The sequence below is a fragment of the Anaeromassilibacillus sp. An172 genome, from assembly GCF_002160515.1.
Lineage (GTDB): Bacteria > Bacillota > Clostridia > Oscillospirales > Acutalibacteraceae > Limousia > Limousia pullorum.
The window spans coordinates 1-13,712 of the sequence record NZ_NFKS01000008.1; the positions used below are offsets into that span (position 1 = coordinate 1).

10 protein-coding genes are annotated in these 13,712 nt (G+C 42.1%); 6 read left to right on the top strand and 4 right to left on the bottom strand.

Going from position 1 to position 13,712, the window contains the following annotated elements:
* Positions 1 to 386: 386 nt before the first annotated feature.
* Both B5F08_RS05175 and aroF read left to right on the top strand, forming a co-directional pair.
* Positions 387 to 1,076: a bis(5'-nucleosyl)-tetraphosphatase gene (locus B5F08_RS05175; RefSeq protein ID WP_242968292.1), complete on the top strand. Its 690-nt coding sequence runs from the start codon at positions 387 to 389 to the stop codon at positions 1,074 to 1,076.
* Between the two features lie 35 nt (positions 1,077 to 1,111).
* Entirely contained in the window at positions 1,112 to 2,140 is a 1,029-nt protein-coding gene (gene aroF / locus B5F08_RS05180) for a 3-deoxy-7-phosphoheptulonate synthase (protein ID WP_087377068.1), read from the top strand.
* Positions 2,141 to 2,673: 533 nt separating this feature from the next.
* On the opposite strand, the gene B5F08_RS05185 is transcribed toward aroF, so the two are convergent.
* On the bottom strand, positions 2,674 to 3,822 hold the full coding sequence (locus B5F08_RS05185; RefSeq protein ID WP_087377070.1) for a lysylphosphatidylglycerol synthase transmembrane domain-containing protein: 1,149 nt from the start codon (positions 3,820 to 3,822) through the stop codon (positions 2,674 to 2,676).
* Positions 3,812 to 5,101: an MGDG synthase family glycosyltransferase gene (locus tag B5F08_RS05190; RefSeq protein ID WP_087377072.1), complete on the bottom strand. Its 1,290-nt coding sequence runs from the start codon at positions 5,099 to 5,101 to the stop codon at positions 3,812 to 3,814. Before B5F08_RS05190 ends, B5F08_RS05185 begins: the two co-directional genes overlap by 11 nt.
* 488 nt (positions 5,102 to 5,589) lie before the next feature.
* Here B5F08_RS05190 and B5F08_RS05195 point away from each other — a divergent pair, with 488 nt between their 5' ends.
* From B5F08_RS05195 to B5F08_RS05210, 4 genes are all read left to right on the top strand, one after another.
* The gene (locus tag B5F08_RS05195; protein WP_087377074.1) at positions 5,590 to 7,533 is read left to right on the top strand and encodes a VanW family protein; all 1,944 of its coding nucleotides are present in this window, start codon (positions 5,590 to 5,592) and stop codon (positions 7,531 to 7,533) included.
* Between the two features lie 188 nt (positions 7,534 to 7,721).
* Positions 7,722 to 8,660: a TraB/GumN family protein gene (locus B5F08_RS05200; RefSeq protein WP_087377076.1), complete on the top strand. Its 939-nt coding sequence runs from the start codon at positions 7,722 to 7,724 to the stop codon at positions 8,658 to 8,660.
* Positions 8,661 to 8,716: 56 nt separating this feature from the next.
* Entirely contained in the window at positions 8,717 to 9,736 is a 1,020-nt protein-coding gene (gene spoVAD, locus B5F08_RS05205) for a stage V sporulation protein AD (RefSeq protein WP_242968293.1), read from the top strand.
* 95 nt (positions 9,737 to 9,831) lie between these two features.
* Positions 9,832 to 10,317, top strand: a complete 486-nt coding sequence (locus B5F08_RS05210) for a VanZ family protein (protein WP_087377080.1) — start codon at positions 9,832 to 9,834, stop codon at positions 10,315 to 10,317.
* Positions 10,318 to 10,630: 313 nt separating this feature from the next.
* Here B5F08_RS05210 and B5F08_RS05215 read toward each other — a convergent pair whose 3' ends face one another.
* On the bottom strand, positions 10,631 to 12,004 hold the full coding sequence (locus B5F08_RS05215; protein ID WP_087377082.1) for a sodium-dependent transporter: 1,374 nt from the start codon (positions 12,002 to 12,004) through the stop codon (positions 10,631 to 10,633).
* Positions 12,005 to 12,126: 122 nt separating this feature from the next.
* Positions 12,127 to 13,500: an MATE family efflux transporter gene (locus tag B5F08_RS05220; RefSeq protein WP_087377084.1), complete on the bottom strand. Its 1,374-nt coding sequence runs from the start codon at positions 13,498 to 13,500 to the stop codon at positions 12,127 to 12,129.
* Between the last annotated feature and the right edge of the window lie 212 nt (positions 13,501 to 13,712).

Here is a 13,712-nt window from a genome sequence, read left to right on the forward strand (position 1 = left end):
AGGTTTCATTTAGAAATGAATATCGTTACAAGGTCGGGCGAGACCTTATTTTTATTTCCGACCTGTAAGGGTTATTTTTGGAAATGTACGCCTGCACAGGTCGGGCGAGGCTTTTCCTTATTCTTTAGAATAGTTCGTCTGTATTAAGGCTTTGCTCGCATAGTAATATTTACATATTTCTTTTGTACATTGTATCACAAAGAACACCGTCATGCAATACAGGTTTTTATAGATAAGTCACTTTAAATTTATGATAACAAGAAAAAATAACACAAACAGGGGATATAATTTTATGAATATATATTGTAAAGATGTTAGTTTTGTAATATAATTAAACATAAATATCGACAAGTTTTTAATCTATTGGTAACGGGGGTGAATGGGCGATGTTGGCAAGAAAGGTAACTGCAAATATATACGGAAAACTTGCAAATAATCTTTATTCGGGGTACGCTAATATTGAGGATAAAAGCAGGCGGGCGATTATATTTACCAAAAAACCGGTAAACGATGTTTTCTACGGAATTGTTATTGCCATTGTTACTCCGAAAAACGGCGATGCAAAGATAATGGTCAGTTCAGAAAACGAAGTGTATTACCAGCCAGACATCATGAAAGCTCTTTCCGCATTAAAGAGTTTTGTCCCTGCAAAAATTATCTGTTTGTATGAAAAATCCTGCGGAGCTGTAATTTTCAGAAAGAACAAAAATGACGTGAAGCTTCTCCTTGTGAAAAACCACAACGGCAGACACTGGAGTTTCCCAAAGGGTCATATTGAGGAAAACGAAACCGAAGAGGAAACCGCAATCAGAGAAATCAAAGAGGAAACAAATCTCGACGTAAAAATAATGGATAATTTCCGTGAGGTCAGCAGCTACTGTCCTTTCGGAAAAATAAGAAAGGAAGTTGTTTTCTTTCTTGCGAGAACCGTAAGCGACAATATCAAGCTTCAGGAAAGCGAAATCGACAGCTTTTTATGGGTTGATATTGATGGCGCAAAAAAGCTTTGCAGTTATGAAAATGATTTTAACCTTATTGACAAGGCTGACGGCTATATAAAACGCTTTGTAAAATAACAGAAAACTGCTTCCTAAGAAAGGATGAATGAATTTTGATTATTGTAATGAAAAAGAACGCCACTGAGCAGGAGATAAATAATGTTCAGCAAGTGCTTAAAGACCACGGTCTTGGAGTACATCTTTCAAAGGGAACAGACACCACAATTATCGGTATAATCGGCGACAAGTCAAAGCTCTGCGACACCTGCATAGAGTCAATGGACGGAGTTCAAAGCTGTGTTCCCATTATGCACAGCTACAAGCTTGCCAGCCGTGACATGTGTCCCGAGGGAAGAAAAGTAAACGTCAAAGGCTTTGAGATAGGCGGCGAAGAGTTCACCATGATGGGCGGTCCCTGCGCTGTTGAAAGCGAAGACCAGATTATGGAGGCGGCATATGCTGTAAAGGAAGCCGGCGCACAGTTTTTGAGGGGCGGCGCATACAAGCCAAGAACCTCACCATATTCTTTCCAGGGACTTGAGGACGAGGGCTTCAAGCTTTTGAGAAAAGCCGCCGACGCCACCGGACTGCGTGTTGTAAGCGAGGTTATAAGCGAAAACCAACTTGACATTGCGGCAAAATACTGCGACATGTTCCAGATAGGCGCAAGAAACATGCAGAATTTCCGTCTTTTAAAGGCTGTTGGCAAAAGCGGTGTTCCTGTGCTTTTAAAGAGAGGAATAGCCTCATCAATCGAGGAATGGCTGGACGCCGCCGAGTACGTGATGAGCGAGGGCAACTACAACATAGTTCTCTGTGAAAGAGGAATAAGAACCTTTGAAACAGCCACAAGAAACACCTTGGATATTTCTGCGGTTGCTGTTGTAAAGGAGAGAAGCTCTCTGCCCATAATTGTTGACCCATCCCATGCGGCAGGCAAAAGAGCTTACATCGAGTCACTGAGTCTTGCCTCAGTTGCGGCAGGAGCGGACGGACTTATAATCGAGGTTCACCCGAACCCAAAGGTTGCCGTTTCCGACTCAGCCCAGCAGCTCACACCAAGCTCATACATCGACCTCGCCAAAAAAGTCCGTGCCATCCACTCCACCATGATGTCTTTTAATTCCGACCTGCAAAAGTAATTTTAATAAATAAACACCTGCACAGGTCGGGCGAAACCTTTTTCTAAGTCTTTAAAATGGCTCGCTCTCGGTTAGGTTTATTTTGTTTCCGACCTGCGAGGGGAGGATATAAAAATTAACACCTGCACAGGTCGGGCGAGACCTTAACTTTAGAAATAACAATGGCTCTGTCACAATCAACTTTGTGGCAGAGTTTTTTGTTTCCGCCTTGCAAAGGTTTAGTTTGGAAATAAACATCGTTTCAAGGCGGGCGAGACTTTTGTTTCCGACCTGCAAAAGTAATTTTAGTAAATAAACGCTTACACAGGTCGGGCGAAACCTTTTTCTAAGTCTTTAAAATGGTTCGCTCTCGGTAAAGTTTGACTTTTAAAATTATAAATTTACAGCCATGGTTTTATTTTTGAACCATGGCTGTTTCTTTATTTTTCTTTTATAGAAAATACATCGTAGGGGGCGGATTGTGTTTTATTTTTATTGAACTATAAATCATTGCAAAAAATAACGGGCGGTCAATTCCGCCCGTATAACGTAAATTATTCTTTTGTAAAAGATTTTTCTTCTTTGTTTTCTTCCCTATCTGTTTCATCATCATCGGAATCCAAATTATCAAAGGAATCCTCTCCTGCGATAAGGTCGTCAAGACGCTTGTTGCGTGTGGTAGTTTTTGTCATGTAGGCAAAAGGTGCGCCCACAAGTATTGAAAGATAGTATGTGATAATTCTCCAAATAAGTGTTGCGCTTTTGATTGTTGCAGGTGTAAAGAACAGTGCGAAAAGCACAGTGAAGCTAAACTCGGCAGCGCCGGAAGCTCCCGGAATTGGAATCATACCGGAAATCAGAGTTACAAAAGCCTGACTGCATACCATATCGAAAGGTGAAGCCTGATTTAAACCGAAGCTTCTGTAGATGCAGTAAGGAACCAAAAACATAGCTATAAGCTGAATCACTGTGAGTACAACAGCCATGATAACCAGTTTCGGCTTGGAAAAAATCATTCTGTTGCCGGAATGGAACTTGGCAAGCTGAGTTTCCAGGGATTTTTCCAATCTGTCCTTGTCTTTAATAAGCCTTATTTTACAAAGCAAAGAGGCAATTCCCCTTGTGGCTTTTGCGGTAAGGTTTTTTGAAAAGGCAAGAAAGACAAATACAAGGGTGATAAAGGTTTGAGATATAAAGCCGATAGTCACAAGTGTGCTTAAAATCGGCGTGTCCATGTGTTCCTGAAAATAGCTGAACTTTAAAATTACCGCAATGACCGTCATAACAGTCATGGTTATCTGATAGACCAGAAATCTGTTCAGCAGTCGGGAGGAGGAATATCCCACGTCAACCTTGTGCTTAGACATGTAGTAAACCTGCATTGGCTGGCCGCCTGTTGAGGAAGGTGTTATACCCGACCAAAACAGACCAAGCAAAACAGTGCGGGCGGAATGGCGGATTTTAAACTGCTTGTACTCGTCGTGAATATAGAGATGAATAACAAGTACGTCAGCAAAAACGCTGGTACAGTAGCTTAAAAGTGCGGCGGCTATCCACCAGAGATTTATCTGCTGTGAGGAGGTTATAAGGTCGTAAAGACCCTGCTCGCTGTACAGAAAATAAAATATCATCCACACGCACAAAGCCGCAACCAAGAGGTTTAGAATAAGTCTGCCAGAAATTTTAAATTTTTTATTTTTCATCTTTGTTTACCGGTGCCTCCGTGTTCTTATTTTTGGCTATAAGGTCAAGCATAAGACCGTAGATGTGCTCTGCGGAGCGGTCCTTGAAATGCTTTTTGCAGTTTGCTTTCATCTGCTCAAGCTTTTCCGGATGGGCAAGCAGGTCGTGTATCTGCTGGGCGCCGTTTTTCCTGTCAAGGTTAATTGCAAGGTTGTGGCGCACAAGAAATTCTGCGTTGTCCTTTTCCTGTCCCGGGTATGCGCTGAAGATTGCCAAAGGAAGTCCGGAAGCGAGGCTTTCTGAAACCGTAAGTCCGCCGGGCTTTGTTATAATAAGGTCGGCAACAGACATGTAGTCCGCTACGTTGCTTATAAAGAAGAAAAGAGCGGTGGGCTTGGTTTTGTTTGTACTTCTTTTAAATTTGATTTTACTCAAAGACAAATCATCCTTGAGCTGGTTTGTAAATTCCTTCATTTTCCTGAGTTTGCTTTCAGGAGAATATTTATCGTCGTCCTCAATTTCAAAGCTGTCCTCATTTCTGTTGACAAGCTTGTCAAAGGCGTCGTAAAGCTTTCTGTTTCTTCCGGTGATTACAATAATCTGGAACTCATCGTCTAACTGGATGAGGTTTTCGTAGATTTTAAGAATATCGGTAACTCCGAAGCTTCCCGCCATAATCAAAACTATGGGGACTCCGTCCTTAAATCCGAGGCTTTCAAGAATTTCGTGCCTGTCTTTCTTTTTATAGAAAACAGAGTTTATCGGAATACCAAGAGAATGAATTTTTTCTCTTTCAACCCCGTAAACATTCATAAGCTCGTCTATCATATCGTCGTTTGCCACAACGTAGGCGGAAATGCCCTTGTTTATGTAGGTTTTGTGAGCTGCAAAGTCGGTGATAATACTGATTACCGGAACCGTAACGCTGCCTTCAACAACCAGAGCGGAAACCATCTCGCTTATAAATGCATGACAGCAGACAATTATATCAGGCTTGAAATCTATAAACAAAGGCAAAAGCTTTTTGCTGAGCTGTTTGTTAAACTTAGTTACAAAAGCGTTTACCCAAGTGTCCTCGCCAGAGGATACGTACATTTTGCCATAGATAGTAGGCGCTTTGGTGGCCAGATATTGATATCCGTCGGATATTGTCTTGTTGTAAATATGGCCGCAGTACTCAATGGCGTCTACAATTTCCACTGTTGCATCCGGCTGTTTTTCCAGAATGATATTTTTAAGTGCTGCCGAAGCGGTTTTGTGTCCGCCGCCGGTGGAAGCACTGAGAATTAAAACTCTCATAATTCCCTCCGTAAAATTTCGCAGGCTAAAAAATAGCCGAAAGTGTTCACCTCATTACTCCAATTTCTGCAAACCCATAAAATCTTTTTAACACTATTTCCCCTATAGATTAAAAAGAAACTATACGCTGATTTAATATTCTCTTAAGTTACCTATATTATAATAAATAAAGATAAGTTTTGCAATAGATATTATTTTTCCTTTTTATGCTTTCTAATACATTAAAGGGTAAAAAATACATTTTAACACAAAAAAATATGTTATTATTGTGCGGTAATGCGAAAGATATTTTTTACTTAATGGGAAAGATTTCCGAAATAAAAGTTAATAACAAAATATTTGTAAACAACATAGGTAAGTTTGTTAGTTATTACATCTGAATTTTTTGTGTTTCCACTTTATTTTTCCTTTTAAATATTGTATGATAGTAGCAATCGGTAAAAATCCTACCGAATCAGGTTTCATAAAACATCCAAGGGGGTAATGAGTTGAAGAAAAATAATCCAAACGAAAACGAACAAAACAAACCGGTGAATGAGAATGCTCCTGCTGATGAAATGATAGATATAAATTCATGTTTGACAGAAGAGCTTGTTTCTGAAACCACACAGAATGGCGGCGACGAGCCTCTTCCAAACGACTATGACGACTTTATCACAACAGACGAGCAGGCAGAGGACGAAGCTCAGTTTGCCTATGCAGACGAGGGAATACAGTTTGCAAACGAAGTTGAAATGCCTAAGAAAAGCACAAAGAAGAATGTTGTTATTGCGGGAGTATCCGCAGTCTGCGTTGTACTTGTAGCTGTTTTCTGTTTCCTTATTTTCAGCGGCACAATGGATTCTTTATTTGTAACCGGCGGTAACGAGGAAATGATAAACGCAATTCCTGCCGAGGTAGAGAATTTGACCCTTGAGGGCGTAAGCGACAACTATGTTTTGGCTTCCGGTATTTTTGTAAACGGACAGAGCATCGGTAAAATGAAGGTTTCCGACGCAAGAAAGCTTTTGGAAAAATACGCAAAGGACAATCAGCCTGAGTTTACATATACAATTAAGCTTGGCGAAAATACTTACGATATCCAGTCCGAGGGTCTGGAGCTTAACGCAAATATCGACAGCGTTTTGGCAACTGCTGCAAAGTACACAAAGGAAAAGGGCGACGCTCTTCCAACAGATAAGAACGGCGAAATCCAGCAGATTGAATACACACTTCCTTTTGAGATTACAGAAAACGAAGTTTTGACAGAACAGCTTGACAAAGCATCTGAGGTTTTGAACACAGAGCCTGTAAATGCAGAGGTTGTAGGATTTAATCCGGGCGCAGATACAGATGAAAAGTTCACAATCGAGGGCGGCACAGACGGCCAGAACCTCAACTATGACTCAGCTGTTGAGGAAATGAACAAGCTTCTCTGGACACAGGAAGAAACAGGCGAGGTAGAGCCAAAGACCGACGCTGTTGAACCTGAAATCACAGCTGAAATGGCTACAGAGAACATGGTTCCGATTGCTACATTTTCAACTAATTCTACAAATACATACAATGCAAACCACAACATGGCTACAGCTCTTGCAGCCTGCAACGGTTCAATAATCAAGCCTGGTGAAACATGGTCATTCAACGACTCAACAGGAAACAGTAACCTTGAGTCAAACGGATATGTTCCGGCAACAGTTATTGCAAACGGCGAATACACCAGCGGCGTAGGCGGCGGACTTTGCCAGGCAAGCAGTACAATTTACAATGCAGCACTTTTTGCAAACCTTGAAATTGTTGAGAGATACAACCACTACTGGGCATCACCTTACGTTTACTCAGGCTTTGACGCTACAATCGACTGGGGCAACCTTGACCTTAAGCTCAAGAACAACACAGATTATTCAGTTTACCTTGAAGCATACATGGAGGGCACAACCCTTACAGTTACATTCTACGGCTGGAAAGACCCGTCATACGATGGAATAGCTACATATTCCTACAACTATGAAGGCCCAAGCGGTTACTACAACACAGCAGCTTTCAGAATTTATATTAAAGACGGCGAGGAAATCAGAAGAGAAGAGCTTCCAAGCTCAACCTACAGACTTGACGGTTCACATAGCGTATGGGATGCAGACAGCGGTACACTGGGCGGAATTCCGGGAGAGCCTGTACGTCCTTACGAGGTAGAAAAGGACCCTAACGATACAGGTTACTGGGCATCAGGTACGGACTCGGTCTCTAGTGACACAACCGAAGCCACAGAGGCTCCTACATCTCCTCCAACCACAGAGAAGCCAACAGAGCCTCCTACAACTGAAAAGCCAACTGAGCCTCCGACAACAGAAGCACCTACAACAGAAGCTCCAACTACAGAGGCTCCAACCACGGAAGCTCCGACAACGCAGCCGCCGGCAAGCAGCGAAACGCCGTCAGAGGCTGCTGCCTAAGATTTCAGGCGTTACAAGTATATTAAATAGTTTTAAACAGCAGGCAAGCCTTTTGGTTTGCCTGCTTTTCTGCGCTTTTTCGGTAAAAAATATATTTGATATAATACATTCGAATATTTAACAAAAATCATTGATTTTTGTAAAACTTATGTTATAATCATCAATATAACACAAAAGGAGGTCAACCCATGAGGAAAAACAGAATTTTAGCCTTAATTTTAACATTGGTAATGGTTATATCCCTTACCGCATGCGGCTCATCAAAAACTTCCCGGATAGATCCGCTTATGTGGATTGTAAAAGACGGAGAGGGCGGCTGTCTTTATCTTATGGGAACCATACACGTGGGCGACGAGAGGATGGAAACTCTTCCTTTAGAGGTAACAAAAACAATGGATGCCTGCGACTATTTGGCGGTTGAGTTTGATATTCTGGAAACAGAAAACAATACCGCCGGACTTCTTGAAACTATGAAGTCCTTAATGTACACAGACGGAACCACCATAAAAGACCATATTGACGGCGAGATTTACGAAGACGCTAAAAAGATTATGGAGGACAGCGGAATTTATAACTCCGCTTTTGATTACTATGTTCCCATAATGTGGCAGCAGTTTGTTTCTGAAGCTTTCATGCAGAAAAGCGACCTTAAAACAGAATACGGCGCAGACCGTGCCCTTATTGAATACGCCAACGACAAGAATATTGAGGTTTTGGATATTGAGAGCATGGAGCTTCAAATGGATATGTTAAAGTCACTTTCTCCGGAAACTCAGGAGTATCTGCTGGGTGCTTCGGTGCTTACAACCGAGGATATGTACAATAAAAGCTTAAACGCAATGTATGAAAGCTGGGTTGACGGAGACCGTGAAAAGCTGGAAACACTTGTTGCGGCGGATTCCGGACTTACAGAATCAGTGATGAATGACGAAGCCAAAGCCGCAATGGACGAGTACAACGAAAAAATGCTGACCATAAGAAATCAAAACATGGCGCTGGCAGCTGAAAGATATATAGACGGCGGAGCCACTGTACTGCTTGCAGTAGGAACCGCCCACATGTTCGGCGACGACGGAATTATAAGTCTTTTGGAAAGCAAAGGCTACACCGTGGAGGAATGGCAGTAAATTAAAAGTATAAAATAACCCCTTTTGCAGAGAATATCTGTAAAAGGGGTGTTTTTTTGAAAAAGATAGGTAAATCAACATACAAGACAGAAAAAAATCCGGCAATCAGCTTTTTTGCCTCCGCCGTGGGAGAAAAGGAAGGTCAAGGCCCTCTTGGTGAATTGTTCGACAGGGTTTTTACGGACATGTATGCAGGAGAAACCACCTGGGAAAAGGCGGAAAGCCGTCTGCAAAAGACAGTGGCACAGATGGTTTTAAACAAGAGCAAAAAGAAAAGCGGTGAAATAGATTTGATTTTTGCAGGGGATTTGCTTAACCAGTGTACCGCATCGGCTTTCGGAATGAGGGATTTTGAAATTCCCTATCTGGGACAGTACGGAGCCTGTTCTACAATGGTTCAGTCCATAATCGGAGCGGTCACCGCCGTCGAATCCGGTGGAGCTTCCGCCTGCCTTTGCGTCACCTCCTCACATTTCTGTTCTGCGGAAAGACAATACCGCTATCCTCTGGAGTACGGATGTTTCAGAACGCCAACCGCCCAGTGGACTGTGACAGGAGCAGGGGGATGCCTTATTGAACCTATGGCGTCAGGTGCAGTGATAGCTCATGTGGTGCCGGGAAAAATTGTGGACTTAGGAATAAAGGACGCAAACAATATGGGAGCCGCCATGGCACCTGCCGCCGCCGATACAATAGGAAATTTTTTAAGAGATACAAACACCACGCCCCAAGACTACGACATGATATTTACGGGGGATTTGGGAGTTGTGGGAAGCGAAATTTTAGCGGAGCTTCTGAGAAACGACGGCTTTGAAATAGAGGGCAAGCATAAGGACTGCGGAGCAATGATTTTTGACTGTCATGAACAGCAGGTCTGCGCAGGCGGTTCAGGCTGTGGCTGCTGCGCTTCCGTCCTTTGTTCCTATATCTTAAAATCCATGGAGAAAGGCGAGCTTAACAATGTTTTAGTCACCGCCACGGGAGCATTGCTGAGCCCCACCACCAGCGGACAAAAACAAAGTATCCCGGGAATTGCCCACCTTATCAACATTAAAAATAAAAAAGAAATTTTTTAAATTGGAAAATTCGCCCTGTTGCGCTGTACATCACGAGGGTTTTGGTTTATAATCTGTTTGTTAAACAAAATTTGAGAATAATTGGTTGTGATAAAATGATTGTAAATCTCAAAAGCAGGGAAGAAAAAATAAGAGCCGCCGCAATCCTTTTAATGATAATCACAGTTGCGGTTATATGGTTTAATTCCTCCCTGCCGATAACTGTTTCCAGCGCACAGAGCGAAATAACAGAAAAGATTGTTGAAAAGGTTGTTCCGGCGGAAGTGCCATTTTTTCAGTATCTTATAAACCACCTGAGAAAATCCGCCCATGTGATAGAGTACGGAGTTTTGGGAATAGAGGTTTTCATGATATTTGTTGCCGGTGGAAAAAAGCCTTTTCCCAAGGGCATTTTTAATAACTTTCAAAGGATATGGAACATGATTACTCTCCCCCTTTTTATAGCTGTCACAGATGAGAGTATACAGATATTATCAGGAAGAGGCCCGGCGATAAGAGACGTTCTTTTCGATATGTCCGGCGCATTGGGAGGCATTTTCATATGCACAATAGTTTATTTTTTCTTTAGAATAAGAAGATAATATGTCAGAAAATATATAATTCAATAAAAGAAACAGCCATGGTTATTTTGAAGTGAACCATGGCTGTAAATTTATAATTTAAAAAGTAAAACTTTACCGAGAGCGAACCATTCCAAAGAATAAGGAAAAGGTTTCGCCCGACCTGTGATGATGTTAATTTTTATATCCTCCCCTCGCAGGTTGGAAATAAAATAAACCTAACCGAGAGCGAACCATTCCCAAAACTAAGGAAAACGTTTCGCCCGCCTTGAAACGACGTTTATTTCCATGTTAAACCCTTGCAAGGCGGATATAAAAAAGTCGGATATAAAAATTAAGCGAAGAATTTTGAGTAGTAGCCCATAACAAAGATTATGATTACAATGATTGGGAGTACATATTTAAGGTAACCTTTTGCCCATTTCGGGAACTTGATTCCCTTTCCTGCGTCAACCTCTTTGATAAAGTTTTCCCAGCCCCAGCCGTGCTTTGAAACACAGAAAAGGAGATAGGCAAGGCTTCCCAGAGGAAGCAGGTTGCTGGAAACGATAAAGTCTTCCAAATCCTGAATTGTGCTTGTGCCGCCGAATGGTGCAAAACCGCTCCATACGTTGAATCCGAGAACACATGGAATTGAAAGTACAGCAATCAAAATACCGTTGAAAATAACGGATTTCTTTCTTGACCAGCCTTTAAGGTCAATCATAAAGCTTACTGTGTTTTCAAATACGGCGATAATTGTTGAAAGTGCGGCGAAAGTCATAAATACAAAGAACAAGGTTCCCCAGATTTTTCCGCCTGCCATCTGATTGAAGATGTTTGGAAGTGTTACAAAAACAAGTCCCGGGCCCTCGCCTGGGTTTACTCCGAAGCTGAAGCATGCAGGGAAAATTATAAGTCCTGCCATGAAAGCAACACAGGTGTCCAAAATGCAGATGTTGATTGATTCGCCCATAAGTGAACGGTCACGGCTTATGTAGCTTCCGAAAATAGCCATAGCGCCGATACCAAGGCTCAAGGTAAAGAATGCCTGGCTCATTGCGGCGTAAACTACGTTCCAGATTCCGTAATCGAGCATCTTGCCGAAATCGGGAACAAGGTAGAATTTAAGTCCCTCGGAGGAATTGTCAAGAAGAATACTGTTAATGCAAAGTACAATCATAATTCCCAAAAGGGCAAGCATCATTGCCTTTGTGATTTTCTCAACGCCCTTTTGCAGACCGATTGCGCATACTGCAAAGCCTATAATAACGATGATAAGCATCCATGTCATCATCTCGCCGGCGTTGCCAAGCATACTGTTGAATACGTTGCCCACGCCCTCGGCGTCAAGTCCTTCAAATTCTCCGGTTATTGTCTTATAGATGTACGCAAGCATCCAGCCGCCTACGGTTGTGTAGAACATCATAAGAATGTAGTTTCCTGCCATTGCCGACCATCCGGCTATGTGCCACTTAGTGCCCTTAGGCTCTAAAACGTGAAAGCTTCTTGCGGCAGATTTCTGGCTTGCTCTGCCCACGGCAAATTCCATAGCCATAATAGGCATACCGAGAATTACCAGAAACAGAATATATATAAGAACAAAAGCGGCGCCGCCGTATTGTCCTACAATATAGGGAAATCTCCACACATTTCCGAGGCCTATGGCACAACCCGCAGAGATAAGAATAAATCCCAGACGGGAAGAGAAATGTTCTCTCTTTTCCATAATCTACTTCCTCTCTATTTATTTTTCGATTTAAAGCGAAATGAAACTAAAAATAATGATAACAGAGCTTTAATTTATTGTCAATAACAATATGAAAATTATGTGAAAAGGAAGTGTTCTCTTTATGCTTTGATTTTTTGTCCCTGAGCGCCTCTTTCCAAAATGCCGTTTATTTTAAGTTTAAACATGGTGGTTGTAACCGTTGCGGCGATAACGTCGCTTAGAGCCTCCGCAAGGAAAAATCCCCAAACGCCCAAACCCAAAGGCGGCAGAATAAGTGCCAAAGGAATAAGGAGAATGACTTTTCTGAGCAGTGCCAAAAATGTGCTGATTTTCGCCTGACCCAATGCGAGGAAGGTTTGCTGACAGGCTGACTGTGCGCCCATAAGTGACATTCCCGCAAGGAAAAGTCTTAAAGCGTTTTTGCCGATTGAAATAACGTTTTCGTCCGTTGTAAAGCATCCCAGAAATATCTGAGGGAAAAGCTCCACCAAAAGTATAACGCCCACGGAGAAAGCCACGTTGACGGCGAAAAGTATTTTAAATGTAGATTTTACTCTTTCCTTGTTTCCCGCTCCGAAGTTGTAGCCTATAATAGGCTGTGCGCCCTGGGATATGCCCTGGAGAGGCATCCATATCATCTGTGTAAGAGAAAACAGAATTGACATAAGAGCTATGTAGTTGTTGTCGCCGTAGGTTCTCATTCCTCGGTTAAACACAAGCTGAACAAGACATTCCGTTGCTTGCATAATAAAGGGAGAAATACCCAGAGATATAACGCCGCTTACCACCGCCCAAGGCAGTTTTAAATATTTAATTTTGATTTTTAAAATTGTGTGTTTTGAGGTGAGGAACATTACAACACAAACAGCGGAAACGCACTGACTGATTATTGTTGCCAGAGCCGCTCCTCTAACGCCCATGTTAAAGCCGAAAATAAAAATAGGGTCCAAAATTATATTTAAAACCGCACCAATGCAGACTGTGGCCATGCTGGTTTTGGTAAATCCCTGATTTGTTATAAACATATTAAGACCCAGAGCCGACAGCACAAATATGGTTCCGTAAAGGTAAATTTGTGTGTATTCCATGGCAAAGGGAAGATTTTCCGGAGTTGCACCGAAAATCAGAAGTATAGGTTCTCTGAACACAAGGAAAAACACGGTAAGCACTGCGGAAGCGATTATTGTCATAAGGGTACAGCTTCCCAATATTCTTTCCGCCGTGTCGTTTTCTTTTCTTCCCATAAATATAGCGGCTCTTGAAGCTCCGCCTGCTCCTATCAAATAGGAAAAAGCCGAGATAAGTATAAGTATGGGGAAAGACACGCCCAAGCCGCCCAGAGCCAGAGTTCCTATGCCCTCAATTCTTCCCACATACATTCTGTCAACTATATTGTACAAAAGGTTTACAATCTGCGCCAAAACCGTGGGGACAGCCATTTTCAAAAGCAATTTTCCCACCGGCTCGGTTTCCATCCTATTTTTTTCACCCATTTCATCATCCTCCTTTTTTTATATCCGACCTGCAAAGGTTTGTTTTGAAAATTCATCTCATTTCAGGTCGGGCGAAACTTTTTTATTTCCGCCTTGCAGAACTTTGTTTTGAAAATAAACGTTATTCCAAGGCGGGCGAGACCTCCTGTTTAGTCTTTGGAATGGTTCGCTCTCAATTCACTTCTATTATTTTTATATTTTAATGTGGATAG

What these genes read in the sequence shown, in the direction of transcription:
- B5F08_RS05175 (WP_242968292.1), top strand. Translation starts at nt 387, where the DNA reads ATGTTGGCAAGAAAGGTAACTGCAAATATATACGGAAAACTTGCAAAT.
- B5F08_RS05185 (WP_087377070.1), bottom strand. Translation starts at nt 3,822, where the DNA reads ATGAAAAATAAAAAATTTAAAATTTCTGGCAGACTTATTCTAAACCTC.
- B5F08_RS05190 (WP_087377072.1), bottom strand. Translation starts at nt 5,101, where the DNA reads ATGAGAGTTTTAATTCTCAGTGCTTCCACCGGCGGCGGACACAAAACC.
- B5F08_RS05200 (WP_087377076.1), top strand. Translation starts at nt 7,722, where the DNA reads ATGAGGAAAAACAGAATTTTAGCCTTAATTTTAACATTGGTAATGGTT.
- B5F08_RS05210 (WP_087377080.1), top strand. Translation starts at nt 9,832, where the DNA reads ATGATTGTAAATCTCAAAAGCAGGGAAGAAAAAATAAGAGCCGCCGCA.
- B5F08_RS05215 (WP_087377082.1), bottom strand. Translation starts at nt 12,004, where the DNA reads ATGGAAAAGAGAGAACATTTCTCTTCCCGTCTGGGATTTATTCTTATC.
- B5F08_RS05220 (WP_087377084.1), bottom strand. Translation starts at nt 13,500, where the DNA reads ATGGGTGAAAAAAATAGGATGGAAACCGAGCCGGTGGGAAAATTGCTT.